We start from the raw sequence: 26,988 nt of genomic DNA on the forward strand, positions 1-26,988 counted from the left end.
CGCTTATTAAGTGAAATTTAGCCTAACTCTGTCGCGCTTTATCTTTGGCCTTTTTAATACGCTCTAAACGCTTTTTCTCTTTTTTAGCCACTTGTTGAATATGATTTTTACGCCACTTCTGCTCTACAAACAGTAAGACAATACTCAAAAGCGTCACGGCAAAAGAGGTCCAAACGTAAAAGGCGTAACCTCCCATCTCGAAAAAAGCAGAAAAAGATGAAAAGTGCATTATTTGGCGCCCTCTCCTAGTAATAATGTCTGAACCCAAGGTCTACGCATTTCGCGCGTCAAGATTTCGTTTTGAAGTCGGCGACACGCTAATGCGCCAATGAGTAATCCGAAACCTAGAATATTCAGCAACAACGGCCAAAGCATGTCAGAAGAGATCGAAGGGTTGTCAAATTTGCTGATCGTCGCGCCTTGATGCAGGGTATTCCACCAGTACACAGAATAGTGAATAATCGGCAAATTAATCACGCCAACCAGCGACATAACCGCCACGGCTTTACCCGCTTGAATCTTGTCATCGAAAGCACCGTACAATGCAATAACACCCAGATATAAAAAGAGTAAAATGAGCTCAGATGTGAGTCTTGCATCCCAAACCCACCATGTTCCCCACATAGGTTTTCCCCAAACGGCTCCGGTAAATAATGCAATAAAAGTCATTACCGCCCCCACAGGTGCGAGTGCGGCAATAGCCATATAGCAGGTTCGGATTTGCCACACTAAGCCGATAAAACCGAGAATTGCCATGCCTGCATATACGCCCATTGATAGCATCGCCCCTGGCACATGAATATAGATAATTCGAAAGGAGTCACCTTGTTGGTAATCGGTGGGAGCAAACGCGAGCCCCCAAAGAGTTCCAACAACAGATAAGACGATAGCAGGCCATAAAAGCCACGGATAAAGACGTCCGCAAAGCGCATAAGTTTCTTCAGTTTTTGCGTAAGGGTGCAACCATTTCCACATTAGTTTTGACTCACTTTAATCGCATATGCCACAGCAAAGGGTGTTAGTGCGATGGCAAACAACAGCATGGCCCCAATGATAGCGAGTTGACCAACAAAAGGGATATTCAGACTGGCACTCTCTACCGCTGAGGTAGCAAAAATTAGTAAGGGAATGTAAACAGGTAAAAGCAACAGCCCAAGCAGCGTCCCACCTTTATTCAAGCCCGCAGTTAACGCGACAGCGATAGCGCCAATTAGGCTCATCAATGGGGTTCCAATGAGTAAAGTAAGCAAAAGCGCCCAATACATATCCCATGTAAGATTGAGAAACAAAGCCAGCAACGGAGAAAGTAATAAAAGGGGAAGTGAACTCACCAACCAGTGAACCAGCACTTTGGCAATAGCAAGCATAGGCAGAGAAGCAGGAGTAAGCACTAACTGCTCCAATGAACCATCCAAGAAATCCTGTTTAAATAGCTTTTCTAGCGCTAACAGGGAAGACAATAACGCAGCAACCCAAATAATACCGGGGCCGACCTTTTGTAAGGTTTGGGGAGAGGGGCCGATCCCCAGAGGAAACATGGTAACTACGAGCAAACAAAACAAAACTGGCTGTAAAAACTCGGCATTTTGCCTAAATGCCAGTAACCAATCGCGCTTAAACACAGACCAAAATACACTCATACTTAGCTGGGCTCCAACTCCAACACCCTGACAGGGATGTCTTCCGCGAATTGTTGATGCGACGTTGAAATAATCATTCCACCCCTTTTTATATGTGCGAGCATCCTCGCTTGTAGCAACTTAATACCAAATTTATCAAGAGCGGTTAGTGGCTCATCCAAAATCCATATTTTAGCGGGTGTAAGCCACAAACGCGCCAATGCGACTCGACGCTGTTGACCTGCTGACATTTGTCGCACTAACACATCTTCCATTCCTACCAAGGCCAAATCATCAAGAACATCGATAATAACGTCATCGTTAACGGGTTGTTCTCGCTGTTGCATCCAAAAGCGTAAATTCTCGAGAGCCGTTAAATTAATGCTGAAACCTAATTTATGCCCGATGTAAATTAACGCGGACTTATAATCCGACTCATCGTCATCAATTGCTTTGGTTCCCCAATGTATTTCACCGGCCTCTGGAGAAGACAAACCCGCAAGAATTCGAAGCAAACTTGTCTTACCTGCACCATTTGGACCTGCAATAACCAGCATCTCGCCTTCTTCAACCTTTAACGCCAAATTGTTGAAAAGTAATTTGTCTCTTTTAATGCAAGCGAGATCTTGCGCTTTCAACTGTATCAATTTATCACCAGACCGTTATAAAACTCGCGCATAATAGCACAGCAATTGTGAGATTTGATGGACTTTGTAGACATCCAAAATGGTTGGCCGGTGCAAATTTGTACCCTACAACCCTATAGTATTGCAACGTTATTAAGTCATTATTAGGATAATTATTTCTTTTTGCTAAGGTTCTGCACTGGTGGGACGCCCTAACGTCATTTAGAATTAATCTCTTAGCGCCAGTTACCGATAAATAAACTATGGCACAAATAGTCAATTCCCAAATTACTTCTCAGGCAATAACGAAAGGTGATTCAGGCAGCATCGAAGGTGCACTGTCTAAACTCAATGGACAGCTAGCACAATTGCAGACCTCTCCAACAGGCGCCGCACAGCTTATTATGAAGGGCCAAACTCTGCTGCTTCCAAGGTTGCCCAATACTTCTCAGCAAGGACAGACTGTTCAGTTAAAAATTAAAGAACAAGCCACGCACACGCTACTTGAGCTTATTAAACCCGGAACCACAAGCCAATCATTGCAATTAACGCCGACACAGAGCCAACAGTTACTCACTTCATTAGCCAATCAGTTAGAGATTTTAGCAGCCGTACGTGGGCCAGAAGTTGAGGCGAAGGTAAAACACGTTGTTGGAAACCAACTCACACTGCAAGTTGGCGCTAAGGCGATAACACTCACCGTTAATAATGCGGCGCAACAGTTTAAGACAGGGCAACAAGTATCCTTAAAACTTGCTAACGTTAACAGTCCACTACAAATTGAAGTATCTCAACCTCACACACAGGGACAAAACAAACCGATACAGTCCCATATTGGTTATCCAAATAGTAAACAAATGCCTGTCGTATTAGGCGCCATTTTACCAAAGCAAACTGCAATTCCTTTGCAACTTGATGACAAGGCGTCACATTTCAACATCCAAAAAAACCTTCCTGCCTCAATCCAAACAGAGTTCAAGTTAAATAGCACCACTTCACCGGTCATTTATGTCAACAAACAACAGCAAGTGAAGCTACAGTGGAACCAGACTGAGCCCTCTCTTGCCAAAATCCCCCTCGATGGTCAATTCAAAGGGAAAGTGGCCGACTTCGCTAACGTAGCCTTTGGTGAAAAGCCCCTCCCCTCAAAGGTTGGCCTTGCACCGCCATCTGAACCAGTAAAAAGCGGAGCTAGCACTTTATCGGGAAAAGAACACACTGAAGTCCAAAACATAAAACCCAGCCAATCAGTAGAGACTATTTCACCAGCTACAATACGAGCAAATGCGCTCGCTTCAGTTGAAGCGCAAAGCGCAAAGTCTGATATTCAGCCCTTACTACGTATGCTTCAGGCTAAAATTGAATCCCCAAGCTTAATGATAAACCGCCTGGAATTAGCGCTGTCTTCTTTGAAATTAGACACTGAATCACCTGTCGATAAACTAATTTCTCAATTTACAAAAGCGCTAGATGTCTCATCAGAAGGCCAATCAAGGCCGACAGCCAATGTAACAGCTCAAGAGATTAAACAAATCTTCAACGCGGCCACACTACCGGTCAGCACACAATCTTTTAACGCTCCCGCACAAAACCAGTCCCAACTTCTATCTGGACTCATTGGTATGATGCAGGTTTCTCTCGCCGCTCGACTCGCAAATAAAAACAATGCGCAATTAGAAACCATTACCCAGCTTTTCTCGCCTGCTGCTGCACAAAATGTCAAAGCAACAACACGGCAACAAGTTGGAAAAAGCCTGAATGAATTTCTACAAGCAGATAACAAATTTCAGTTATTGAAAGGCATAGATAAGCTACTTTCTTCGCACCAGTACAGTAAGTTATCCAGTGCGGAAGCTCAACTTCAAGGGCAAGAGAGTCTTTATTATGTGCTCCCTTTTGGTGGCAATGAAAGACGGCAAGATATTGAAGTGCGTATTCGTCGCGAAAAAGAAAAAGAACAGCAAACTGAAAAAGAAAAATCGAAGGGAACTTATTGGGCATTAACCATGAAATTGCCCGTTGGCGACATTGGTCAGGTACTTGCCAAAGCAAAAATAAATGGCAAAAACTTGGACCTCGATTTTTATACTTCCAATACCGCAACACGTGAGCTCGTCTTTAACTTTATTCCGCTGTTAAAAAAGCGCTTTGTAACGCTTGGCATCGATATGGGAAAGTGCCAGTGCCAACTCGGCAAAATTCCTGATAGTCTTCAAGAGCGCCCCTATCAATTATTTGAGGCTAAAGCATGAGCTCAGAGAGTACCGATAAAAGCAGTAAAAAAGCGGTTGGATTAAAATACGATGACAGCGACGCTCCTAAACTCATCGCTAAAGGCTTTGGTGATCTGGCAGAGGAAATTATTGCGCTGGCAAAAGAAAATGGTGTATTAGTCCATGAAGATGAATACCTGAGCGACTTTTTAGCTCGGCTGGATTTAGGACAAGAGATCCCTCCTGAGCTGTATTATGTTATTGCTGAACTCATCGCTTTTTCTTATGTACTACAAGGAAAATACCCAGAAAACTGGGCAAAATTACACAACAAAATATCCAAAGAAGTTTAAATTATGGTTTTATTTTCGATGCAAGGATATAAGCAGTTCTGCCTCGGCTCTCGGCAAATCACACTCTTCCATAATATCATCGATACTGGCCCCAGAAGCCACTAGTTTAGCGGCCCGAGTATACATAGGGGAGCTGACTTCTTGATGTGCTAAGTCAGCCTGCTTGTTGCTTAATTCAATTTGTTGTTGTTTCAGCGCTTTTAACTCAGCTTCAACCGCTTTTAACTTACTCCCAATGCCAATGGCACCCGTCCTGACTTCATGAAGCATCTCATCCAATTTTTGATGCGCTCGGTCAGTGGATTGTCGCTTACCTTCCAACGCCTGAATAAGTGTTAAAATATGCTGTTGCTTTTTCTGTAGAAGACGAAACAAAAAAAGAGCAAGGATAATTGCGATGCCAGCAACAACAAGTGAGATGTACTGCATTACTAACAAGTCTTCATCCTCAGAAAATTTTCACAATGAATCAATAGTATAGATTAAGAATCTCGCCTATTTAAGCACCAGAAAGACATTCAGACAAAGATTAAATGCAATTTTTAGAGTTTTATGAAGGGACACAGGCTCACTTAGATGTAAGTGAGCCAAGGAGTACAAACGAAGGCCAATTAATGCGAGCACTTAGATTTTAGATAACTCATCCCATTCATCATCGGTTAGCAGCTTATTAAGATCAACGAGAATGAGTAGCTCGCCATCACGATTGCTCACTCCTTGGATAAACTTGGCACTTTCCTCTGTTCCAACATTTGGTGCGCTGTCAATCTCGGAAGTTTTAAGGTAAACCACTTCAGCCACACTATCCACCAAAATACCAACAACTTGCTCATCTGACTCAATAATCACGATACGCGTATTATCAGTTGTTTCTGTTGGTGGTAAGCCAAAGCGAGAGCGAGTATCAATAACGGTAACGACATTACCACGTAAATTGATGATACCAAGCACATAATCAGGCGCACCGGGCACTGGCGCAATATCAGTGTATCTCAACACTTCTTGAACCTGCATCACATTGATGCCATAGGTTTCTTCGTCTAGTCGGTAAGTAACCCACTGTAACACTTCATCATTCAAGTCTTCTGCCGTATTTATTCTTTCATCACTCATGAAATGCGCTCCACTAGATCGCTTTACTGTTCATTACTTGCCAACCCTTTATCAAGCATATCAATTAATTGCGAGATATCGAGTAACGCACACATTTTTTCTTTGACCATACCCGCTAGCCAAGGACGCTTACTTCGCTCAGTTCTCCATCTTACATCTTCGGGCTTAAGTGTGACGGTATTAATCAACCTTTCGCAGGTCAGACCCCACGCACTTTCACCTAACATAATAAGATATTGATAATGAAGCGAATCAGCTAATGTTTCGTTGCATTTTTCTGGCATGACCCATTGAGCTGTATCGACCACACTGAGCTTTTCTTCACGATAAAGCATGACCCCCAAAAACCAATCCGGTTTACCAAACAGTGGATTTGGCTTTTCAAGGTTATGAATTCCACCAAGATGAGTTAGCGGAACAGCAAGGGTCAAACCTGCCACTTCAAAAAACAACGCTTGAAACTCACCTTCTTTTAGTGCTTTAAGATTATCTTCTGAGATGCCAACTTCTTCTGGCAAATCAACATGAGCCAACGACTCAGACAACCTTTCACTAATTGCAGAAGGCAGCGCAACTTCTTGTGTTTGTAAAACCTCATCAGACACAGGAGCGGCGACTTCGTTTTTCGTTTCGACTTGTTCCGTTTTCACCGGTGCATCAACATTCTGCAACAAGCGCTCTACCGAGTCTCGCTGCACAGTTTCAACAACGGGCTCATCATCCGTCAGTAACGCGGATAGATAATCTTCCATTACGTCTTCATTTTGGAATGACCCGTTATTCATGATGTTGGCTCTAACGACTGAACATAATTAAGTAAACTGTTGTAGGCGTACACACCTCGAGAACGAGGAGCAAAAACAGACGGCGGAGTTTGCGCCTGACTGGCATCTCGAAACCGAGTGTCTATCGGTATTACACTTGACCAAACCGACTTACCATACTTTCCTCTAAGCTTTTTGTACGCATCTATCGCTGCTTTAGTCCGCTTATCAAACATGGTTGGGATAATCGTGTAATTAAATGTTTTCCCTTGAGACTTACCCATGATGACGAGCGTGTGCATCATCCTATCCAGCCCTTTCAACGCAAGAAACTCGGTTTGCACTGGCACTAATATTCTAGAACATGCTGCTAAAGCATTCACCATTAAAACGCCTAACACCGGAGGGCAATCCAGCAAAGCGTAATCAAATTCATCTTCTACACTTTTCAGAGCTTTTTGTAATACTAAGCCCATTCCGCCTTTTTTGCCCATTTGGCGGTCTAATGTTGATAGCGCCATTGTAGCAGGCAAAATAAATAATGAATCTAATTTAGTCGGACATAGGCAATCTAACACTTTATCTTTTGTCAGCTCCTGACTAGAGACAAAAAGATCGTAAACACTAGCCGACAACTCCTCCGAGTCAATACCAAAATAATAACTTAGGGACGCCTGAGGATCGGTATCAATTAGTAAAACCCGTTTCCCTCTTTGTGCTAGTAATGCCCCTAACGTTACGGTCGTTGTTGTTTTTCCTACGCCGCCTTTTTGATTAGCGACTGACCAGATAATCACAAGTTGCCCTTTCTAATTAGTTAGCTGCGTTCAAAATAGCATAATCGGTTAGATTCTGTCGCTACAGAGCTACATTTCTTTGCGAATAGAATCCGCCATTTCAGATAGCGCTATGTTTCTTTCAGAAATATTTGCTTTTGTTACTGCTTGCGGCATTCCATAAACGACACATGACTGTTCGTCTTGTGCCCAAATCTTAGCACCGAACTGTTTGAGCTTGCGACAACCTTCTCTGCCATCAGCCCCCATTCCCGTCAAGATAACCCCTAGCACATCCCCTTTAAATACTTTTGCTAAAGAGGTAAACGTCAAATCAACACTTGGCTTGTACGTTAAATTTTCTAGGACTGAAGACTCTGTAATACTAATTCTCGCATTGCTACTTGAACCTTCAATGACCATTTGCTTACCACCAGGAGCCAAATAAGCAACTCCGGGCTTCAACACATCACCATCCTCGGCTTCTTTCACCTTTATTTGACACATCTGATTTAGTCGCTCAGCAAAGGCCGCTGTAAAGGTTCCTGGCATATGCTGCACTAATATTATCGGATAGGGGAATGTCGCTGGAATATCCATTAAGATCGTTTGAAGCGCGACAGGTCCACCCGTTGAGGTCCCGATTGCCAATAATTTATACTGCTTTGTTCTTCTTGAAAGCGAGTCATTTAAAGTAGCAGAACGAATAAACGTCCGCGTTGCTTTTGTCCTACCGGGAATAGAAACGGGCTCAGGGGGTTTACGAAAACGACGAATACTTCTTTTACGTAAGCCTAAAGCCCTGACTCTTGCTTGCAGCAACTCCACGACTTCTTTTCTGTCTCGAGCGATGTCTTCAAACTTTTTAGGTAGAAAATCCAGTGCTCCCGCCTCTAAAGCATCCAATGTTGCTTGAGCCCCCTCATAAGTTAATGAGGAAAACATGATGATAGGAACAGGATGTGTGGACATGATCTTTTTAACAGCGGAGATACCATCCATAATTGGCATTTCCACATCCATAGTAACCACATCAGGGTCTAGCTCATCAACTAAGTCTAAAGCCTCTTGGCCATTTCGGGCTTCACCGACTACTTCTAATAATGGATCCTGACTTAGAATCTCTCTGACTCGACGCCGGAAAAAGGTAGAATCATCTACAACCAATACCTTATAGGGCATTATCTCGTACTCTTTCGGTAAACCAAGCGGCTCCGTTATCTTGTATAGCCACTTTTAAAATCAACATATAAGGGAATATATCCTTCAACTTGCTAAGGCGCCTTATCTAGCTTGTAAGGCACTTTATAGGCGAGTGCTTAGACAAAAACAAACCGAAACATTAAAAGCAAGATACTTCTTATTTAAGTTATAGCAATAAGTATTCTGTTTCCCCATAAAAACAGAAAGCTCTTGTATAAAATCATACAAGAGCTTTAATCATCACTTAGTATAATTGGTGATGTTTTGGCACTATTTAAGCGCCTTCTTCGCGTACTTTTTAAGTAAGCTTGGTATATCCAGAATAAGGGCTATACCACCATCACTTGTAATGGTTGCACCGGCCATACCTGGAGTCCCTTGTAATAATTCATCAAGGGGCTTAATGACAACTTCTTCTTGTCCGATAAGCGCATCCACTACGAAGCCGACTTGAAGCGTTCCAATTTGAACAACAACAACATGCCCTTTATCTCGTTCAATTTCCCCAGGATTACGACGAACCCATTCCCTCAGATAAAACAGAGGGATAGCCTTTGAACGAACAATCATAGTCAGCTGCCCATCAACGGTATTCGTCTTACTTAAATCGACATTTAAAATTTCGTTCACGGAACTTAACGGTAACGCAAATGTTTGCCCGCCAACAATAATCATCAATGTCGGTAAAATCGCCAACGTCAATGGTACTTTGATTTCTAGTCGAGTTCCTTTGCCAAGTTCAGAGAAGATGTTAACCGAGCCATTTAGCTGATTAATTTTGGTCTTAACCACATCCATCCCTACACCACGGCCGGAAATGTCAGAAATTTCAGTTTTCGTTGAAAAGCCTGGGGCAAATATTAAATTAAATGCCTCAATATCTGACATCCTTGCCGCGGCATCGGCGTCTAACACGCCTCGACTAATTGCAATACTTTTCAGCTTTTCGGCATCCATTCCTTTACCATCATCTTCAATGGTTAACAGAATATGGTCGCCTTCTTGCGAAGCGGATAACGTCACCGTACCTGTACGAGGTTTACCGCTTGCTTCACGCTCATCTGGCATTTCAATACCGTGGTCTACAGAGTTACGAACTAAGTGGACTAACGGATCGGCTAATGCCTCTACTAAGTTTTTATCTAAGTCTGTCTCTTCACCAATAAGCTCAAGAACAATTTCTTTCTTCAAGCTTCTCGCCAAATCTCTTACTACCCGAGGGAAGCGGCCAAATACCTTTTTAATTGGCTGCATCCGGGTTTTCATTACTGCGCCTTGTAAGTCACCGGTAACGACGTCTAAGTTAGCAATTGCCTTAGACATATTCTCATCGTTAGTGTTGATACCTAAGCTCAACAATCGGTTTCTAACTAACACTAGCTCACCGACCATGTTCATTATCTGATCTAAACGTTTAGTATCAACACGAACGGTCGTTTCTGCTTGAGGCGGAGCAGCATGTTTCTTTTCATCTTTTTTCGGCGCTGAGGCTGAAGCTGGCGCAGGCGGTTGCTTGGCTTCAGCAGCTGGCGCAGGCGCAGGTTTAACATCAGCCTTAGGCGCTTCCTTAGATGACGAGCTTTCTCCTGAGGATTGGCTCGCCTCTTTTTCTTTATCCACTTTGGCACCGGGCCCATTGCCTTCACCGTGGAGCTGATCAAGAAGTGCTTCAAACTCATCATCGGTAATATCTTCATCATCATTCGTTGAAGTTTTTACCGCTTTAGGCTTTTCTGCTTTAGCTGGAGCTGCTTCATCTTGCCCATTACCACTAAACTTACCTTTGCCGTGGAGCTGGTCAAGAAGTGCCTCAAACTCATCGTCTGTTATGTCTTCATCGCCACCAACATCAATAGCGGGAGGAGGAGCTTCCGACGTTTTCGATTCTTTCTTACCAGGCGCACCATTTGGACCATGGAGTTCATCTAGTAACTTTTCAAATTCATCTTCCGAAATTTCGTCGATGCCAGAATCATCACTGCCAGCACTCGTTGGCGCTTCAGGCTCATCATCATCGAATAAATCGACGCCTAAATCGTCATTGGAGTTTGTTTCAGGAGTGGGAGTGGGTGACGTTTTCTCGATAACAATCGGTGCTTCGTCTTCGGTTTCGGGCTTACTTAATTTATGCAGTGTTTCAATTAAGGCGGCATCGGCATGCTCTAGCGGATCTCTCGCTTTAACCTTTTCAAACATATCAACGACAACATCGGTAGCCTGTAGGATGACATCCATTAATTCCGGTGTTAGTTTCCTTTGCCCATTTCTCATGACATCAAAAACGTTTTCTGCACCGTGACATATTTCAACCAACTCGGTAAGGGACAAGAAGCCCGCACCACCTTTTACTGTATGGTACCCACGGAAGATTGCGTTAAGTAAATCTGAATCTTCGGGATTATTTTCCAGATCGACGAGTTGTTCTTGCAGTTGTTCAAGAATCTCACCAGCTTCAACTAGAAAGTCCTGAAGAATATCCTCGTCAAGATCAAAAGACATAGATTAGTCCCCCTAAAAACCCAAGCTCGATAGCAGGTCATCAACATCATCCTGGCCTGATACCACATCATCTCGCGATTCTGCATCAATGATTGGTCCTTCAGGAGAATGCGCTTCGATTTCTTTTTTCTTAGTCTTCGTTTCTTCGCTCACTTCGGGCTCACCAAAGACTTTAAGAACATTTACAAGGCTGTCTTCAACCTCTTTAACCAGCTCAATGACTCGACGAATAACTTGTCCCGTCAAATCCTGATACCCCTGAGCCATGAGCACTTCGGTCATTAATTCTGTTAACTTGGAGGAGTCGGCGCTTGATTCTTTCAAGAATTTATCAATGCTGTGACACAGTGCTTTAAACTCACCTAATTCTAGCTCTCTATTCATGAGCTTGTTCCAGTGAGGCAAGATTTCCGTTATTTCACTATTGAGCTTTTCTGCAATGGGCATACTCGTTTCTACGGCATCCATCGTTTGATTAGCAGCTTGCTCTGTTGTTTCAATAACGTAATTTAATCTTGATTGCGCGTCTGGAATATCCTCAGTTGCAAGATCAGCAATTCTTGAATCAATGTTAAAACTATTCAATGAGTCGTGCAGTTGTCGAGTCAACTTGCCTACTTCGGCAAATAATTCCATTGAATCTTGTATTTGCGTTGCTTCCAACAACGCCGTGGCAGCCTCGTTATTGCCCGTTTCTAGAAACTCAACGAGGCGCTTGGCATCTTCCACTGACATTGGCGCTTTGCTTGGATTGCTCATGGTGAGACCTCTCCTCAGATTAACAGGATCAGCCCAGACTAATCTAAACGTTCAAAGATTTTATCGAGCTTCTCTTTCAACGTAGCTGCTGTAAACGGTTTTACAACATAACCATTCACGCCCGCTTGCGCTGCCGCAACGATTTGTTCTTTTTTCGCTTCTGCTGTTACCATTAAAACGGGAATATCCTTAAGATTATCATCTGCGCGGATTGCTCTTAAAAGATCGATTCCTTGCATACCTGGCATATTCCAGTCAGTAACAACAAAGTCAAAATCACCCTGTTGAAGCATAGGCAACGCGGTGCTGCCATCATCGGCTTCCTGCACATTTGTAAACCCTAAATCTTTTAACAAGTTCTTAATGATACGCCTCATTGTTGAAAAATCGTCAACAACAAGAATCTTCATATTTTTATCCAAAACCGCCTCCAAAAAGGACCAGATCAACTGCTATTATTGTACTTATTTACTCAGCTTGCCAAGACTGCATCCGTGACTTTAGCCTCATCATAGCCTGGCTATGTATCTGACTAACTCGCGACTCGCTCACTTCCAGTACTTCACCAATTTCTCTAAGATTTAGCTCTTCATCGTAATAGAGAGACAACACAATCGCCTCTCTCTCAGGCAAGGTTGTAATGGCATGCGCCAATGCTTTTTGAAATTCCCCTTGCATAAGATCATCCAAGGGACGATCCAAACCTTTGTTGCTCTCTGTCGTCAGAACGTCTTCCGTAACGCCTAAATCTTCAATGCCGATCATTTTGCCAGCATTTACTTCATTTAGCATCTGATGATAATCGTTAACCGACACATTTAACTTTCGCGCAATATCTACGTCCTTTGCATCAGCGCCAGTTTCTCTTTCGACTTCGTTGATAGCCTCGGCAATGGCTCGACTGTTTTTATGAACAGAGCGGGGAGTCCAATCACCTTTACGTATATCATCAAGCATAGCACCTCTGATGCGAATGCCTGCGAAAGTTTCAAAACTCGCGCCTTTACTACCATCGAAATTACGCGCGGCTTCAAGCAATCCAATCATTCCTGCTTGAATCAAATCATCAACTAACACACTTGCGGGCAATCTTGCCATTAAATGATGAGCAATGCGCTTAACAAGTAGCGCATGTTTCTCTACCAACTGCTGTTTTGTGTCAAGTTGCCGATATGCTGCTGCTTTGTTATTCACGCTTGGTCACTTATCGCCTGTTTGTTCACCAGTTGCTCTAAGAAAAACTCTAAATGACCGCCCGGTTGATTCGGGATTGGCCACTTAAGCGCCGTCTTAGCCAAATTCATTACTGCAATGGAAGCTGGTGAATTAGGAAATGCTTCTACAATTGCTTTTTGCTTTCTAACCGCTAAGCGAATATTTTCGTCGTAGGGTACCGTTGCTACTAATTCTAATGCAACATCAAGAAAGCGATTTGTTACTTTTGATAGTTTAGCAAAGAGTTCCTGACCTTCTCTAACATTACGAACCATATTAGCCACAATTTTAAAGCGGAAAACACCATAATCTCTGTTTAACAACTTCATCAAAGCGTAAGCATCAGTAAGCGAGGTAGGTTCGTTACACACAACCACCATGACATCTTGCGACGCTTTGGCAAAGCTTAACACCATTCCTGATATTCCAGCTGCCGTATCAACGAGTAATACATCAATCGGTGTGCGTAATTCGCTAAACGCCCTTATTAAGCCAGCATGTTCAGCAGCAGTCAATTCTGTCATTGACTGAGTTCCACTTGTGGCTGGAGCGATTTTAATTCCGTGAGGCCCCTCGACGAGCACATCATCTAGTGTGCATTCTCCCGAAAGGACATGGGAGAGGTTTTTACTAACACGCAATCCCAGCATAACGTCAACATTGGCCAGACCTAAATCAGCGTCCAGCACCATAACGCGTTTTCCCAGTTTTGCCATAGCAATAGCCGTATTAAGGGTGATGTTGGTTTTACCAACCCCCCCTTTTCCGCCTGTAATTGCTATAACTTTTGTTAATCCTGGTTGATTCATTCTTCTCAAACTACTCGCTTGATCCTCTATCATACTGCGACTGCTGACCGTTTAATTTGTTCTGCTGTAGTATGCGGTAAACAATATTTTTTATAAAGCTTTGCCGCGGCCGATACTAAATATTTTGCATCTGCAATTCTTAAATCTTCAGGAACCCGCTGACCATCTGTTGAATAACACACTGGCAGTCCCCTTTGGATGGCTACACTCACTGCTTCGCCAAGGCTGTAGCATTCATCTAACTTCGTAAATATACAACCTTTCATTGCATCTTGCTGGAAAGCAGAGAACGTTTTCTCTAATACTTGTCTTTGGGAGTTCGCTTGGACAACCAAGTATTTGTCGACTTTTATACCAGTGTTTGCATTTAAAGTCTCTAACTGCTTGATTAAACGCGCATCACGCTGCCCAAACCCTGCTGTATCTACCAATACTAACTTTTTATTTCTAAATTGGTATAAAACATCTGATAACTCTTGTTCGTTCGCTGCTTTTTTAACCGGACACCCCAGAATTTTCCCATAAGTAGCCAATTGGTCGTAAGCAGCAATGCGATAACTATCTATTGTTACCATAGCGACTTGGTCTGCACCATATTTTTGCGCGAATTGTGCGGCCAACTTCGCAATTGTCGTTGTTTTTCCGCAGCCCGTCGGACCCACTAAGGCTACAACGCCACCTTTTGTCAAAATATCGTCAGTCCCCGTTCTCAATTTATTTGCTAACAATTTAAGAATAAACAACCAAGCTTCGCGCTCATTCGCACTTTCAGGCGCATAAGAAACGACATCTTCGGCTAACTGTTGGCTAATGCCCATATCAACCAAACGGGCAACTAAAAAAGATTGTAAAGGGTGGCTGCGTTGCTTCTCTTGCTTTAACAAACCAGACACTTGAAATTCTAAAACATCACGTAATGATTTGAGTTCTTGGCGAATTTCATCAATCGCAGTGTCATCAGCAGGCGAAGGATTTGAAGCTGGTCTTTGATAATCTGACATGGATGCAACATTATTTGTATTCGATGCTTTGCTCACTTCAGTCTCAGGGTTCGACTGATAATGTGAGGCTGGAGATGCTTTTGGTGCTTGTGCTGTTGCATTAGTTACAGGTGTCGCTGGTGCATTATGCACAGACTCTCCACCCAAAGATTGCTGCTGTTTTTCCAATAATGCTTTTAAACTATCAGAGCCCGACTCGCCAATAATTTCACTTAAAGAAGCTGAAGGCTTGATGCTACTTTTTGCTTTAACAGGCGTATCTTGAACAAACCTTGGTGGCGAACCTGCCCCTGCTTTTGGAGCAGTTTGTGCTGGCGCTGGCTCATTGTCATAAGCTGCTACGATTTCTACGCCGTCTGCCAGCTTCTTGTTAGACATGATCACTGCATCACTGCCCAGTTCCGTTTTCACCTGATTTAACGCTTCACGCATGTCTTTACCGAAAAAACGTCTAATTTTCATACATCACCTTCGTGCTAGTGTCAGATTATTGGCCAACGGCACTTACAATCTTAATTTGTTTGTCATCAGGGACTTCTTGATAAGACAGTACATGTAACCCTGAAATACTGTGCTTCAAGAAGCGAGATAACACTGGGCGTAACATCCCGGACGTGAGTAGTACCGCAGGTTCACCTTCTAATTCTTGCTGTTGAGATGCCTCATTTAGCGAAGATTGAAGTTTTTCTGCGAGTCCAGGTTCGATGCCAGCGCCATCTTCCCCTCCAGCTTGAAGAGACTGATGCAACATCTGTTCCAACTCTGGCGCCAAAGTTATGACAGGAATTTCTCGGTTAGATCCGTTTATCTCCTGAACGATTAATCTCTTCAGGGCGATGCGCACGGCAGAGACCAGTACATCAGGGTCTTGCGTCTTCGGTCCATACTCAGAAAGTGTTTGAACAATAGTGCGTAAATCGCGAATTGGAATGCCTTCAAATAGTAATGTCTGTAGAACACGAACCACGGTACTTAACGGTAAAATGTCAGGTACTAAGCCCTCAACCAACTTCGGATTATTCTTAGCAAGCATATCCAGAAGCTGCTGAACTTCTTCATAGCCAAGCAATTGATAAGCATTAGTGGTGAGCAACTGGCTCATATGAGTTGCAACGACCGTTGCAGCGTCTACTACTGTGTAACCTAGAGTTTGAGCGTGCTCTCTTTGTTCTGGGCGAATCCATACGGCTTCAAGACCAAATGCAGGATCAACTGTTGGCGTGCCCTCTAAGGTGCCAAAAACTTGACCCGGATTAATCGCTAATTCATCGTCGTGACTGATTTCAGCATCCCCCACACTGACCCCCATCATCGAAATACTGTAAGTATTCGGCGTCAAATCTAAATTATCTCGGATATGCACAGGTGGAATAAGGAAGCCCAACTCTTGAGATAACTTCTTACGAACTCCTTTAATACGTTGAAGCAACTCACCACCCTGCGCCTTATCAACCAACGGAATTAAACGATACCCTACTTCTAAACCAATGGTATCGACCTGTTGTACGTCATCCCAGCCAAGCTCTTTTACTTCAATGGGTTTATTAGACGTTTGCTCTTTCGATGCATCCGAGGCTTTGGCTATCTCTGTCGATTCTTTGGCACGCTTTTGATCCCAGTATGCAATTCCACCAATCAATGCAGAGAAACCCAAAAATGCAACATGAGGCATTCCCGGTACAACGCCCATCACGAATAAAATGCCGCAAGTAACCCACAAGGCACGAGGATTACCTAATTGCTCTTTCATTACGCTACCCATTTCCTGGGTATCATTTTCACGGGTTACGATAATTGCCGTTGCAACAGAAAGAAGTAATGATGGAATTTGCGCAACAAGGCCGTCACCAATGGTCAACAATGTATAAATTTCAATGGCTTGGCTAAATGGTAAGTTGTGTTGGATCATGCCGATAAACAAACCACCTACCACGTTAATCAACATGATGAATAGACCGGCTACCGCATCCCCTTTTACGAACTTAGACGCACCATCCATTGACCCGTAAAAGTCTGCTTCAGCGGTGATTTCTTCGCGGCGTTTACGTGCTTCATCAGAGTCGATATAGCCTGCGTTGAGGTCTGCATCGATAGCCATTTGCTTGCCTGGCATAGCGTCCAATGTAAAGCGAGCACTAACTTCTGAGATACGACCCGCACCAGCAGTTACCACTTTAAAGTTGATAATAAGTAAGATAGCGAAAACAACGATACCAACCGCGAAATTACCACCGATAACCACTTCACCAAACGCCTGAATAACCTTACCTGCTGCGTCACCACCTTCATGACCTTCAAGCAAAACAACTCGGGTAGATGCAATATTCAGCGCAAGCCTTAATACCGTTGCAATCAACAGGACAAAAGGGAACAAACCGAAGTCTACCGGTTTTCTGGTAAAAACCGACACCAGAATAACTACGAGAGAAAGCGCAATGTTGAAACTGAAAAGAATATCCAGCAGGAATGCAGGCATGGGAAGAATAACCATTCCCATGATAGCAAGTAGCACTAATGGAGTGCCTAACCCGCTGGTTATTTGTTTGATTTGAGCTTGATCTACCTGCTTAAAGTAAGTCGCCAGTTGCATGCTGTTTCACTAAAAAATTGACAGATGCAAGCTAAAAGCAATAATCCTGCCAATTTATTAGCGACGTAATTCTGGCGGAATGGGTAGATTCGTAGATAACGATTTTGGCCGATGACCCTTGCCTGCTTTCCACTTCTTAAGCTGGAAGACATAAGCCAATACTTGTGCAACCGCCATGAAGAGTTTTTCCGGTATTTCATGGTCAAGTTCAGTGGAATAATAAATAGCACGAGCAAGCGCAGGTGATGCCACCATGGGGACATCATTCCCCTCTGCAATTTTCCGAATATGCATTGCTAACTCATCAACCCCTTTTGCAACTACAACAGGAGCTCTGTCTCCATTATCTTGATACTTAATGGCGATGGAATAATGCGTTGGGTTGGTGACGACAACATCAGCCTCGGGAACCGCCTGCATCATACGCTTTGCAGCAGCTTGGAACTGCAACTTACGAATACGGCTTTTAACAAGCGGATCACCTTCTGCATTCTTACGCTCATCCTTCACTTCTTGCTTCGTCATTTTCATTTGTTCGTTATGCTTGTATGACTGATAAGGCACATCAAACGCTGCAATAGGCAACATAGCGCAACAGATAATGATAAAGCTCCAACCAATTAACTCTAGAGCGTGATAGACATTACGAGGATAAAGTTCTAAATCTAAATGCAACGCTTCATCACTGAAAAAACGCAAAACCGAAAACGTGATGGTCCCAACTATCAAAAACTTAGCCAGGGCCTTGAACAATTCAACAATGCCGTTCATCCCAAACATGCGTTTCAACCCGGCGATAGGACTCAGCTTACTTGCTTTAGGCTTAGCTGATTCCCATGACCAGTTGTAGCCTCCCAAGGCAATACTGCCATAAAAGCCTGCGATAACAGTGATCACTAGAAATGAAATGACGGGAATAGCCACTTCTGATAACGCAAAACCCCACGCTTGAAACATATGCGTGTAGTCATAGGTTTCATCCCGAGACAACGCAAACATGCGCCCCATAATATTGTATACGGCCTTACCAATATCACGTCCAAGTATGAAAATAGAGATGGCACTAAACAGAAGAACAAGCGCCGTTCCCAATTCCCGGGATCGAGCAATTTGCCCTTTTTTTCGAGCATCCTCTATCCGTTTGGATGTGGGTTCCTCCGTTTTATCATGGGAATCTTCAGCCATCAGCGCATTCCTCTATGGGCAAATTCTCAAAAGCTGACACATCAATAATTGCGCCCGCTCCCACTGCGCTAAAAAGTGCGTAGTGAAGTTGCTTAACGTTAAAGCCATAATAATTAGACCAGTGATTTGTGCAATGGAAAAACCAATCGTAAAAATATTCAGCTGCGGTGCTGCTTTAGTCATGACCCCAAAAGCCAAGTTAATAATAAGAAGCGACACGATTGGCGCTAATGACAAGGTGAGGGAAGCAACAAACATCCAGGCACTCCAATCCACAATGCTTTTCATTTGACCTGCGGTCCACCAGCCTTCGCTAATGGGGAAGGCTTGAAAACTCATTACAATCATACGAATCATGGACAAATGCCCATCAAAGGCCCAAAACAGCAATGTGGCCAAAATCAGATAAAACTGCCCAACGGCAGGGACATTAATACCGTTTACGGGATCGACGATTGACGCAAATCCCAACCCTGTTTGCATTGCAATCACCTGACCTGCAATAACAAAAGTGTTTAAGACCATTGTAGAAATGAAGCCAATTCCTGCGCCAATAATCAACTGCTGAACCACTATTACCATGGTATCTACGCTCACCATTTCTTTTACATGCACAGGTTCAATAACCGGCATAATCATAAAAGACAAAAGCAGTGTTAACAGAACACGGATAGGCGTTGGAATAGATTTAGCACTAATGCCAATCATTGCTGCAAACATGCCCGATATGCGCATAAAGGGCAGCATTAAATCCGCTAAAAACTGATAAATGGTATCCAGAGGAAAATTCATCGGCTCACCCAACAATTTCCGGGATGCGGTGAACCATTGAAATGGTAAAATCCATCACTTTTTGAACGAGCCAATGCCCGCCCCACATTAACGCGAGCAGCGTCACAATTAAACGAGGCAAGAAGTTGATAGTCTGTTCATTGATTGACGTTGCCGCTTGGAATACGGCAACAATTAAGCCCACAATCATACTCGGAACGATAATGGCGCTTACCAATATAATGACCATGGTAAGTGCTTCTTGGAGTATCTCGACAAAGACTTCTGGGCTCATTTGTCTCTCCTACATGCCAAAACTGGTGGCTAATGTGCCGAATATTAAATTCCAGCCATCAACTAGAACAAACAGCATCAGCTTAAAGGGAAGAGAAACAATCATTGGCGATAACATCATCATCCCCATCGCCATCAAAACCGACGCAACAACTAAGTCGAGGATCAAGAAGGGAATAAACAACATAAAACCAATTTGGAATGCGGTTTTCAGCTCACTGGTAACAAACGCTGGGATAAGTACGGTCATAGGCACATCATCCACATCTTGAACCTGATCTTGATAGCCGCCGATTTCAACAAATGTTTCCAAGTCTTTTACTCGGGTTTGCGACATCATGAAAGCTCGAAGAGGTAATTTTGCGTTTTCAAACGCATCTCTTGCGGTCATGGTTTCACTCAAGTAAGGCTGGAGTGCCGTTTCGTTAATTTTTTCAAAAACGGGCGCCATGATAAACATGGTCAAAAACAAACTAATACCGATAATGACTTGGTTTGAGGGAGCCTGTTGTAACCCCATTGCCTGACGTAAAATCGACATCACCACAACAATACGTGTAAAGGATGTCATCATCACCACAAATGCTGGAATTAAGCTTAGTGCCGTCATGATAAACAGCACTTGCAGAGTCATGGTGTAATCTTGAGAGCCATCAGGGTTACTCGTGATGGTTAGCGCTTTTATTCCCGGAGCAGCAGACGCCACTTCGGGTAAAAACAGTAACACAAACGCAACCAATAACGATGAAATCACGCGTAAAGTCATTCTGAATCTCCATTGACCTTCGTTTGCTGCTTGGTTAATAAACTCTGAAATTTCGACTTGAGATTTTCATTCACTTGCGGCCCGGAAATAGGCTGTTCAAGCTTTGCGAGATGATTAATATTATTCGCAGTAATACCGATAAGATGCTGTTCATCCCCCACTTGCACCACCATCATACGCTCCCGGGTTCCCACCATCATCGTTGCCACGACATGCATTTGATTTGATCCCGTATGCGTGACATTTAATCGGCGCAATAAATAAGCCAGCATGAACACAATGCCTATTACCACGATGAGTGACAAAAAAACGGACACTAGTGTGCTTGCTGAACCAATTGACTGGGAGTTTTTTTCTTCCGCAAATAAAGGATAGGAAATAAGGATGAGAGGCAGTGAAACCCACCAACCTCTCTGTAAGTATTTGAATTTACTTGAGCTTTTTAATTCTTTCGATCTGACTAATAACATCCGTTAACCGAATACCAAATTTATCATTGACCACAACTACTTCTCCATGAGCAATCAACGTGCCATTTACCAACACGTCCAACGGCTCACCAGCAACCCGGTCGAGTTCTACAACCGAACCTTGGTTCAATTGCAGCAGATTACGAATGCTAATCAAACTCCGGCCCACTTCCATCGAAATGGTAACAGGAATATCAAGAATTGTATCGAGTTTACGTTTTTCATCACCGGTGATTTCATCAGCTACCAGCTCATCAAGCTCGGCGGGCTGCACATCTTCTGCACCAAGTAACCCGGCATCTCCTGATTCTTGAGCCTCAGCTTCGGCTTGTTCTGCCATTGCCTCTGCCCAATCATCCATACCGCCTTCGTCTTCACCACTCATACTTCACCTCTTTCTTATTTCGCACTACAAATCTTCTTCTAGGACTTGTAGCTCTGCATCACTGTCAATTCTGCGTCCACCTTTCGTTAGCAGGTGTAGCTGAGATTTAACCGAAACCGGTCTTGGGATCTTCTCAACAATTTTCAATGCTAGATATTCACGCGAACGACCTAGTTTACTTCTAAAGGTAGGCAAGCCTTCCACCAAAACCGTAATGTATTCAGGCATTTCAATCGGGATAACATCGCCATCTTTTAGATCCATAACTTTACCTAAAGGCATATCAAAATCCATCATATGCGTGCCCAATTCAACATTAACATCCATGATTTCATCGCGAAGTGCTCGACTCCACCGTAGATCCGTGTCTTCTTTATCACTCTGTACACCAGCATCTAGCAGTTCTCGAATAGGTTCAAGCATTGAATAAGGCAACGCTACATGGAAATCCCCACCGCCACCATCAAGCTCGATATGGAACGAGCTAATCACCACAACTTCCGTTGGGTTAACAATGTTGGCCATCGCGGGGTTTACTTCCGAATCTAAATATTCGAAGGATACATCCATAACAGGACCCCAAGCTTCCTTGTAATCCTCAAAGATGATTTTCAAAAGCATCTGGATAATTCGACGCTCTGTTGGTGTAAATTCACGCCCCTCGATTTTGGCATGGTATCGACCATCACCACCGAAGAAGTTATCCACTAATATGAAAACTAAACGGGCTTCCATAGTAATGAGCCCTGTCCCTTTTAACGGACGGAAACGCACCATGTTTAAGCTGGTCGGCACAAACAAAGTATGGATATATTCGCCAAATTTGATCATCTGTATGCCGTTAATCGACACCTCAGCAGAACGGCGCATCATGTTGAATAAACTGACACGCATATGACGCGCAAAACGTTCGTTTACCATTTCAAGCGTTGGCATTCGCCCACGAACAATACGATCTTGTGAAGAAAAGTCATATTCCATCGCGGACGTGCTAACGTCCGAATCTTCTATGTCTTCTTCTTCGACTTCATCAACACCGTGTAACAGGGCATCAATTTCGTCTTGAGATAATAAATCGCTCACACCACGCCTCTTTGGTTACTGCATAACAAAGCCGGTAAATAATACTTGCTCAACGACATCTTTACCTGCGACCTCGTTTAACGCCTTTTGGACTTCTCGTAAAGACTGGTCCCGCATTGCAACTTTACCCACTTCTGTGACTAAATCATCCGCACTAGAAGAGCTAAACACTTTTAATAAAGTTCCTTCTATCATGGGAATATGCATTTTTGCTAATTCTTCACTTTCTGCGCCACGCACCATGAGTTGCACTTTAATCTGGACTAATCTATCTCGACCAGAACCAGGCACGTTAAAGATAAATGGTCTTGGCATTGCAACATATAAAGCCGTTCCAACATCTGCATTGAGTGTTTGACCACCCTGAGCCCCGTCTCCTTCTTGTGCCATCATTTCCTCAGGAACTTCTTCGGAGCCGCCTAAGAAGAAGTAAGCCGCACCGCCACCTATTGCCAGTACAACGACAATAATGATGATCAACATCATCTTGCCTTTTTTACCGCCTTCTTCCATTTCTAATTCGTTGTCAGCCATTGCTTAATCTCGTGGTTTGTTTAGAACAAATTGTTAGCGCAGCAATTAAACCCGCATTTCTTTAATTCTACAACAAGCTATAAATTTATTGTGTTGTTTTAAGCAAAGTAATCAATACCATTGACCGAACCGTTCACCATTTGAATGGTTTGCACTTCTGGTACGTCTTCTTCTAGCTCAGAGGAACCGTCACCATTTCCACCACGACCATCCGCTAATTGACCATCACCCGCTTCCCCCTGTTGATTAGACTCTTGTTGAACGGAAGATTGTCCAAGCTCAATGCCTTGCTCATCTAACAACTCTTTTAACCTAGGTGTAGCTTGTTCCAATGCCTCTCTAGCGTGCTGAGTCTGTACAACAAAGTTAACGGATGCGGCGTCACCTGTCATATTTAACTTAATCTTCATTCCACCAAGATCGGGTGGATCGAGACGAATTTCCGCCACCATGTTTTTCTGGTTAACCATAACCTGCACTTTTTCAGCCAAATGCTGAGGCGCTTCCGGCTTATGCATGTTAACGGTCTTATCCATTTGTGCGGCTTGTTGTTGTCTTGAAGCCTCCAACTGGGCTGTATTTAACTCTTTAGCGGAAACGGTAGAAGTCGACTGAGGTCGACTTGTTTCAGCGACCAGTTGTTTTTGCTCCGTTAATTGACTAGATACTTCAAGGCTACTACTAGCAACGGACAACACCTGTTGCAGTTTCGCCTGCTCAACATTAACAGATGAATTCACATCAGTGACACTTGCCAATGCATCTTTAACAACTTGGGCAACATCCGCTGCACTATCGCCTTGTTTCAACTGTGACTTTAAGTCTTCCAGCCCTGCTTTTAACTTTTCAACAAAGCTTTCTTTTAATTCTGGAGAAGCATCTTTCGGTAATATTTGCTGGGCCACATATTCTGCTACTTTCTGCACTTGTTCAGGCTCAGCCTTCGCAATTTGACGCGCTAATGTGTCTGTTACCTGAAGCACTTCATCTAAGCTTTCCGCTGCTTTATCTGCTGTTATGGGTGTTTGCAACACGTTAGCGACAAGCTTGGTATCTAGTTTCAGCCATTCACCGCCGCTTAGCTCTTTTAATGCTGAACCTGCTAATTCGGGTTTTGTATCAATAAATTCATCAATCATTTGATCAAGCTTGGCGAGTTCTTCCTCAGACACTTCATCTTGAGACTTGAGCGCATCAATCAGACTTAAAATATCCGCTAATGACTCACCTTCCGCTTCACCAGTGGCTTCATCTGTTGCCAATGTGTTATCTGTACTCGCGGCACTCCCCACAATCTGTTCTGACACTTCCTCTAACGTTTGAGATTGAGAGTTAACAATATCTTTTAGTGCTTTTTGCAAATCTGATAATTGAGAAATATCGGCTGGAATATCAGTCTCGGGTGGTGGAGTTGTACCATCAGTTTCAATGATAGCTCCCCTAGACTGACCGTAGATTTTATCTAACATCGTTAACCAATCAAAATGCTCTGCTGGTTTTGATGCCACTTCACCACCTTGCTCATCAGGAGCAGGTTCGCCAATCTGTTCATCTCCCGATACGTCTCCAGCCTGTTCCGCTTCTTTTGCACTCCAGTCAGCCTCATCACTATGATGTTCTGATGCTTCCTGTGATGAGGATTCTGCATTATTTGAAGATGGCTTGTCGGCGCTGGAACGCTCATTTTGCTCAGTTCGGGACGTTTCCTGCTTGTAAGCATCAGCCTGTTTTTCGGCTTCAAGCACCTCTGTGTCTCTTCTTTTATCAGCTTCTTTCGCGCTATTTAGCTTTTCGGATGAAGCTCGTTTACTGGCTTGGCGAGTTTCGTTATCACGAATCGCTTGTCGTTCACCACGCTCATTGGCTTCTGCAATATGGCGATTTTGATCGAATACAGACGCGAACTCCTGCCCTCGTCCTCTATCATGACTCGAAGCATTATTTCCAGCGCCTAACTTATTAGGAGAGGCAAGGTCATTTTTTTGAGCGGCAAGATGTTGCATCATCGTTTGCATTCCTCGAAAAACGTATGTGACAAAATCAACATAACAAATTGAATTTTATCGAATTTCAAACTTATCCACTGACGGTATTGTGAAATTCGTCAAGATACCGATACTTTATGCAAAAACTAATGCAAGAGTTATTCCAACTAATCAAAACTTGTTTAATTTTTAATCCTTCGGAAAAAGCGTTGTGTTGCGACTTCGTCCATTAACTTCTGATCCTGCTTGGCTTCTTTCATTAATGCTTCTTGCTTTTTCTTCTCCAGCAGCATTTCAACGGCTTTGCGTTTTTGCTGGTGCTGTAACCAAATCGACTTTCGCTGGTCTGCTGCTAACACCGCGTTATGAATAATCTTTCGTTGCTGCTCGCAGGCTGAATCCAGCTTGGCAATAAAATCTTGATGTTGGTTAAAAGTCATGGCCTTTAACCCTTCTGAACGGCCTTTTAACTGGATTTGACGAAAATAATCTAGACGGTACTGCTCCAAACCTTGGAGTTTCATTCTTTGCTCGTTAACGTAACTCTGAGCCAATTGGAAGTTCATCGCCGCCTTTTCTTCTTTCTCTTGCTCTAATTGGGCAACTAAATGAAGCTGTGAATTTGCCAACGTCTTTACTCCCTAAACTAACTGTTTTGCACGGTTTGAATAAGTTGAACCATGCCTTGTAAACTTTCATCATAAGGAATAATTTCTTTCATTTTTTGTTGTAAGAATTGATTGATATGAGGTTCGGCCCGAACAGCAAGATCAATTCGAGGGTCAGTGCCTTTGCTATAGGCGCCAATGCTAATTAAGTCTTTGTTTTGCTGATAAGTCGAATAGACCTGTTTTAACGCTCGCATCGAATCTAGATGCTGGTCGCTCACGACCATTGGCATAACACGACTAATGGATGCTTCAATGTCAATTGCTGGGAAATGTCCTGAATCTGCGAGTTGTCGCGTTAAAACGATATGTCCGTCTAAAATCGCGCGAGCGGAGTCAGCGATCGGGTCTTGCAAATCATCCCCTTCTGTTAAAACGGTATAAAATGCGGTAATGCTACCCTGATTTTCGGCTCCATTGCCCGCACGCTCAACTAAAGCAGGTAAACGCGCAAATACTGAGGGTGGATAACCTTTTGTTGCCGGCGGTTCGCCCACAGCCAATGCAATTTCGCGCTGCGCCATGGCATAGCGTGTTAAGGAATCTATGAGCAGCAACACATTCATGCCTTGATCGCGAAAATATTCCGCAATACTCACCGCGGTTTCACAGCCTTTTAAGCGCATTAAGGGTGAGGTATCGGCAGGTGCAGCAACTACAACGGATTTTTGGCGCTCTTCTTCGCCCAAAATGTCTTGAATGAATTCTTTAACCTCTCGACCACGCTCCCCCACTAATCCAACAACAACGACATCGGCGGTCGTACCTCGTGTCATCATGCCAAGCAATACGCTTTTACCGACACCACTTCCAGCGAACAACCCCATACGTTGCCCAACGCCGACAGTTATCATTGAATTAATGGCTCGCACGCCAACATCTAAAGGCTGAGTAATCGGTTTACGGATCAGAGGGTTCATTGGTGGGCGTGTTAATGGAACCCGTTTTTCCGCTTTAATCGCACCAAGACCATCTAAGGGTTGACCGTTACCGTCAACTACTCGACCAAGTAAGGACATACCAACAGGAATCCCACCTTCTCGATTAAGAGGCATCACCCGCGAGCCAGGTACAATACCTTTTACGGCTTCGGTTGGCATGAGGTAGGTTACTGCGTCAGCGAAGCCAACCACTTCGGCTTCGATTTCACCGTCAATTGTTTGTACTAAACACTGACTGCCAACAGGTAACTGGCATCCAACGGCTTCTAATGTTAGGCCAACGCCTCGCACTAATTTACCAGATGCCACAGGTTTGGAATGTGGAATTTGCGTTTGTAGAGTTTTGACTTTTTCTAAAAAATCCAT

General features: G+C 43.6%; 29 protein-coding genes. 2 read left to right on the forward strand and 27 right to left on the reverse strand.

What is annotated here, in order from left to right; genetic code table 11:
* Positions 1-22 precede the first annotated feature (22 nt).
* From ccmD to ccmA, 4 genes are read right to left on the reverse strand one after another with little or no spacing between them, the layout of a single operon-like run.
* Complete coding sequence (ccmD, locus tag HJG39_RS03055) at positions 23-229, reverse strand: heme exporter protein CcmD (RefSeq protein WP_268406674.1); 207 nt, start codon at positions 227-229, stop codon at positions 23-25.
* Positions 229-975 carry a heme ABC transporter permease gene (locus tag HJG39_RS03060; protein ID WP_268406679.1) on the reverse strand — a complete coding sequence of 249 codons (747 nt, stop codon included), beginning with the start codon at positions 973-975 and terminating at the stop codon, positions 229-231. Before HJG39_RS03060 ends, ccmD begins: the two co-directional genes overlap by 1 nt.
* The gene (gene ccmB / locus HJG39_RS03065; RefSeq protein ID WP_268406681.1) at positions 975-1,640 is read right to left on the reverse strand and encodes a heme exporter protein CcmB; all 666 of its coding nucleotides are present in this window, start codon (positions 1,638-1,640) and stop codon (positions 975-977) included. The genes HJG39_RS03060 and ccmB overlap by 1 nt, the downstream gene beginning before the upstream one ends.
* Before the next feature lie 2 nt (positions 1,641-1,642).
* Positions 1,643-2,266: a cytochrome c biogenesis heme-transporting ATPase CcmA gene (gene ccmA, locus HJG39_RS03070; protein ID WP_268406683.1), complete on the reverse strand. Its 624-nt coding sequence runs from the start codon at positions 2,264-2,266 to the stop codon at positions 1,643-1,645.
* 242 nt (positions 2,267-2,508) lie between these two features.
* Here ccmA and HJG39_RS03075 point away from each other — a divergent pair, with 242 nt between their 5' ends.
* Positions 2,509-4,497, forward strand: a complete 1,989-nt coding sequence (locus HJG39_RS03075; protein ID WP_268406684.1) for a hypothetical protein — start codon at positions 2,509-2,511, stop codon at positions 4,495-4,497.
* On the forward strand, positions 4,494-4,811 hold the full coding sequence (locus tag HJG39_RS03080) for an EscU/YscU/HrcU family type III secretion system export apparatus switch protein (RefSeq protein ID WP_268406686.1): 318 nt from the start codon (positions 4,494-4,496) through the stop codon (positions 4,809-4,811). The genes HJG39_RS03075 and HJG39_RS03080 overlap by 4 nt, the downstream gene beginning before the upstream one ends.
* A gap of 9 nt (positions 4,812-4,820) precedes the next feature.
* Here HJG39_RS03080 and HJG39_RS03085 read toward each other — a convergent pair whose 3' ends face one another.
* The 23 genes from HJG39_RS03085 to fliI all read right to left on the reverse strand — a co-directional run bounded on the left by HJG39_RS03085 (position 4,821) and on the right by fliI (position 26,988).
* A complete protein-coding gene (locus HJG39_RS03085) occupies positions 4,821-5,240 on the reverse strand; it encodes a DUF2802 domain-containing protein (RefSeq protein WP_268406689.1) in 420 nt (139 codons plus the stop codon).
* A 195-nt stretch (positions 5,241-5,435) separates the two neighbouring features.
* Entirely contained in the window at positions 5,436-5,924 is a 489-nt protein-coding gene (locus HJG39_RS03090) for a chemotaxis protein CheW (RefSeq protein ID WP_268406690.1), read from the reverse strand.
* Between the two features lie 23 nt (positions 5,925-5,947).
* On the reverse strand, positions 5,948-6,709 hold the full coding sequence (locus tag HJG39_RS03095; protein ID WP_268406692.1) for a chemotaxis protein CheW: 762 nt from the start codon (positions 6,707-6,709) through the stop codon (positions 5,948-5,950).
* Entirely contained in the window at positions 6,706-7,485 is a 780-nt protein-coding gene (locus tag HJG39_RS03100; RefSeq protein WP_268406693.1) for a ParA family protein, read from the reverse strand. The genes HJG39_RS03095 and HJG39_RS03100 overlap by 4 nt, the downstream gene beginning before the upstream one ends.
* Positions 7,486-7,554: 69 nt before the next feature.
* Positions 7,555-8,646, reverse strand: a complete 1,092-nt coding sequence (locus HJG39_RS03105; protein ID WP_268406694.1) for a protein-glutamate methylesterase/protein-glutamine glutaminase — start codon at positions 8,644-8,646, stop codon at positions 7,555-7,557.
* Positions 8,647-8,937: 291 nt separating this feature from the next.
* Positions 8,938-11,166 carry a chemotaxis protein CheA gene (locus tag HJG39_RS03110; protein ID WP_268406696.1) on the reverse strand — a complete coding sequence of 743 codons (2,229 nt, stop codon included), beginning with the start codon at positions 11,164-11,166 and terminating at the stop codon, positions 8,938-8,940.
* Between the two features lie 12 nt (positions 11,167-11,178).
* Positions 11,179-11,925, reverse strand: coding sequence for a protein phosphatase CheZ (locus HJG39_RS03115; protein WP_268406697.1), 747 nt, complete (start codon positions 11,923-11,925; stop codon positions 11,179-11,181).
* Positions 11,926-11,963: 38 nt separating this feature from the next.
* Positions 11,964-12,347, reverse strand: coding sequence for a chemotaxis response regulator CheY (gene cheY, locus HJG39_RS03120; RefSeq protein ID WP_268406698.1), 384 nt, complete (start codon positions 12,345-12,347; stop codon positions 11,964-11,966).
* Between the two features lie 46 nt (positions 12,348-12,393).
* On the reverse strand, positions 12,394-13,119 hold the full coding sequence (locus HJG39_RS03125) for an RNA polymerase sigma factor FliA (RefSeq protein WP_268406699.1): 726 nt from the start codon (positions 13,117-13,119) through the stop codon (positions 12,394-12,396).
* Positions 13,116-13,982 (reverse strand): MinD/ParA family protein, encoded by an 867-nt coding sequence (locus tag HJG39_RS03130; RefSeq protein WP_268406701.1) that lies wholly within the window; start codon positions 13,980-13,982, stop codon positions 13,116-13,118. The genes HJG39_RS03125 and HJG39_RS03130 overlap by 4 nt, the downstream gene beginning before the upstream one ends.
* Positions 13,979-15,412 carry a flagellar biosynthesis protein FlhF gene (gene flhF, locus HJG39_RS03135; protein ID WP_268406703.1) on the reverse strand — a complete coding sequence of 478 codons (1,434 nt, stop codon included), beginning with the start codon at positions 15,410-15,412 and terminating at the stop codon, positions 13,979-13,981. Before flhF ends, HJG39_RS03130 begins: the two co-directional genes overlap by 4 nt.
* Positions 15,413-15,437: 25 nt before the next feature.
* Positions 15,438-17,540: a flagellar biosynthesis protein FlhA gene (gene flhA, locus HJG39_RS03140; RefSeq protein ID WP_268406705.1), complete on the reverse strand. Its 2,103-nt coding sequence runs from the start codon at positions 17,538-17,540 to the stop codon at positions 15,438-15,440.
* Positions 17,541-17,597: 57 nt separating this feature from the next.
* On the reverse strand, positions 17,598-18,725 hold the full coding sequence (gene flhB / locus HJG39_RS03145; protein ID WP_268406708.1) for a flagellar biosynthesis protein FlhB: 1,128 nt from the start codon (positions 18,723-18,725) through the stop codon (positions 17,598-17,600).
* A gap of 12 nt (positions 18,726-18,737) precedes the next feature.
* On the reverse strand, positions 18,738-19,517 hold the full coding sequence (gene fliR / locus HJG39_RS03150; protein ID WP_268406710.1) for a flagellar biosynthetic protein FliR: 780 nt from the start codon (positions 19,515-19,517) through the stop codon (positions 18,738-18,740).
* Between the two features lie 4 nt (positions 19,518-19,521).
* On the reverse strand, positions 19,522-19,791 hold the full coding sequence (fliQ, locus tag HJG39_RS03155; RefSeq protein ID WP_268406711.1) for a flagellar biosynthesis protein FliQ: 270 nt from the start codon (positions 19,789-19,791) through the stop codon (positions 19,522-19,524).
* A 9-nt stretch (positions 19,792-19,800) separates the two neighbouring features.
* Positions 19,801-20,556 carry a flagellar type III secretion system pore protein FliP gene (fliP, locus tag HJG39_RS03160; protein ID WP_268406713.1) on the reverse strand — a complete coding sequence of 252 codons (756 nt, stop codon included), beginning with the start codon at positions 20,554-20,556 and terminating at the stop codon, positions 19,801-19,803.
* The gene (fliO, locus tag HJG39_RS03165) at positions 20,553-20,873 is read right to left on the reverse strand and encodes a flagellar biosynthetic protein FliO (protein ID WP_268406716.1); all 321 of its coding nucleotides are present in this window, start codon (positions 20,871-20,873) and stop codon (positions 20,553-20,555) included. The genes fliP and fliO overlap by 4 nt, the downstream gene beginning before the upstream one ends.
* Before the next feature lie 112 nt (positions 20,874-20,985).
* Positions 20,986-21,411: a flagellar motor switch protein FliN gene (gene fliN / locus HJG39_RS03170; RefSeq protein WP_268406718.1), complete on the reverse strand. Its 426-nt coding sequence runs from the start codon at positions 21,409-21,411 to the stop codon at positions 20,986-20,988.
* Positions 21,412-21,435: 24 nt separating this feature from the next.
* Positions 21,436-22,494 (reverse strand): flagellar motor switch protein FliM, encoded by a 1,059-nt coding sequence (gene fliM, locus HJG39_RS03175; protein WP_268406721.1) that lies wholly within the window; start codon positions 22,492-22,494, stop codon positions 21,436-21,438.
* Between the two features lie 15 nt (positions 22,495-22,509).
* The gene (fliL, locus tag HJG39_RS03180) at positions 22,510-23,028 is read right to left on the reverse strand and encodes a flagellar basal body-associated protein FliL (protein ID WP_268406723.1); all 519 of its coding nucleotides are present in this window, start codon (positions 23,026-23,028) and stop codon (positions 22,510-22,512) included.
* A gap of 98 nt (positions 23,029-23,126) precedes the next feature.
* Positions 23,127-25,034, reverse strand: a complete 1,908-nt coding sequence (locus HJG39_RS03185; protein WP_268406724.1) for a flagellar hook-length control protein FliK — start codon at positions 25,032-25,034, stop codon at positions 23,127-23,129.
* A gap of 161 nt (positions 25,035-25,195) precedes the next feature.
* The gene (gene fliJ / locus HJG39_RS03190) at positions 25,196-25,642 is read right to left on the reverse strand and encodes a flagellar export protein FliJ (protein ID WP_268406728.1); all 447 of its coding nucleotides are present in this window, start codon (positions 25,640-25,642) and stop codon (positions 25,196-25,198) included.
* 17 nt (positions 25,643-25,659) lie between these two features.
* Positions 25,660-26,988, reverse strand: coding sequence for a flagellar protein export ATPase FliI (fliI, locus tag HJG39_RS03195; protein ID WP_268406729.1), 1,329 nt, complete (start codon positions 26,986-26,988; stop codon positions 25,660-25,662).

This window comes from Alteromonas sp. a30, from assembly GCF_026788005.1.
GTDB lineage: Bacteria > Pseudomonadota > Gammaproteobacteria > Enterobacterales > Alteromonadaceae > Paraneptunicella.

What these genes read in the sequence shown, in the direction of transcription:
- HJG39_RS03110 (WP_268406696.1), bottom strand. Translation starts at nt 11,166, where the DNA reads ATGTCTTTTGATCTTGACGAGGATATTCTTCAGGACTTTCTAGTTGAA.
- HJG39_RS03130 (WP_268406701.1), bottom strand. Translation starts at nt 13,982, where the DNA reads ATGATAGAGGATCAAGCGAGTAGTTTGAGAAGAATGAATCAACCAGGA.
- fliR (WP_268406710.1), bottom strand. Translation starts at nt 19,517, where the DNA reads ATGAATTTTCCTCTGGATACCATTTATCAGTTTTTAGCGGATTTAATG.
- ccmD (WP_268406674.1), bottom strand. Translation starts at nt 229, where the DNA reads ATGCACTTTTCATCTTTTTCTGCTTTTTTCGAGATGGGAGGTTACGCC.
- fliQ (WP_268406711.1), bottom strand. Translation starts at nt 19,791, where the DNA reads ATGAGCCCAGAAGTCTTTGTCGAGATACTCCAAGAAGCACTTACCATG.
- HJG39_RS03185 (WP_268406724.1), bottom strand. Translation starts at nt 25,034, where the DNA reads ATGATGCAACATCTTGCCGCTCAAAAAAATGACCTTGCCTCTCCTAAT.
- flhF (WP_268406703.1), bottom strand. Translation starts at nt 15,412, where the DNA reads ATGAAAATTAGACGTTTTTTCGGTAAAGACATGCGTGAAGCGTTAAAT.
- fliN (WP_268406718.1), bottom strand. Translation starts at nt 21,411, where the DNA reads ATGAGTGGTGAAGACGAAGGCGGTATGGATGATTGGGCAGAGGCAATG.
- flhA (WP_268406705.1), bottom strand. Translation starts at nt 17,540, where the DNA reads ATGCAACTGGCGACTTACTTTAAGCAGGTAGATCAAGCTCAAATCAAA.
- fliP (WP_268406713.1), bottom strand. Translation starts at nt 20,556, where the DNA reads ATGACTTTACGCGTGATTTCATCGTTATTGGTTGCGTTTGTGTTACTG.
- HJG39_RS03115 (WP_268406697.1), bottom strand. Translation starts at nt 11,925, where the DNA reads ATGAGCAATCCAAGCAAAGCGCCAATGTCAGTGGAAGATGCCAAGCGC.
- HJG39_RS03080 (WP_268406686.1), top strand. Translation starts at nt 4,494, where the DNA reads ATGAGCTCAGAGAGTACCGATAAAAGCAGTAAAAAAGCGGTTGGATTA.
- HJG39_RS03105 (WP_268406694.1), bottom strand. Translation starts at nt 8,646, where the DNA reads ATGCCCTATAAGGTATTGGTTGTAGATGATTCTACCTTTTTCCGGCGT.
- HJG39_RS03085 (WP_268406689.1), bottom strand. Translation starts at nt 5,240, where the DNA reads ATGCAGTACATCTCACTTGTTGTTGCTGGCATCGCAATTATCCTTGCT.
- HJG39_RS03060 (WP_268406679.1), bottom strand. Translation starts at nt 975, where the DNA reads ATGTGGAAATGGTTGCACCCTTACGCAAAAACTGAAGAAACTTATGCG.
- flhB (WP_268406708.1), bottom strand. Translation starts at nt 18,725, where the DNA reads ATGGCTGAAGATTCCCATGATAAAACGGAGGAACCCACATCCAAACGG.
- ccmB (WP_268406681.1), bottom strand. Translation starts at nt 1,640, where the DNA reads ATGAGTGTATTTTGGTCTGTGTTTAAGCGCGATTGGTTACTGGCATTT.
- fliL (WP_268406723.1), bottom strand. Translation starts at nt 23,028, where the DNA reads ATGGCTGACAACGAATTAGAAATGGAAGAAGGCGGTAAAAAAGGCAAG.
- HJG39_RS03075 (WP_268406684.1), top strand. Translation starts at nt 2,509, where the DNA reads ATGGCACAAATAGTCAATTCCCAAATTACTTCTCAGGCAATAACGAAA.
- HJG39_RS03095 (WP_268406692.1), bottom strand. Translation starts at nt 6,709, where the DNA reads ATGAATAACGGGTCATTCCAAAATGAAGACGTAATGGAAGATTATCTA.
- fliI (WP_268406729.1), bottom strand. Translation starts at nt 26,988, where the DNA reads ATGGATTTTTTAGAAAAAGTCAAAACTCTACAAACGCAAATTCCACAT.
- HJG39_RS03090 (WP_268406690.1), bottom strand. Translation starts at nt 5,924, where the DNA reads ATGAGTGATGAAAGAATAAATACGGCAGAAGACTTGAATGATGAAGTG.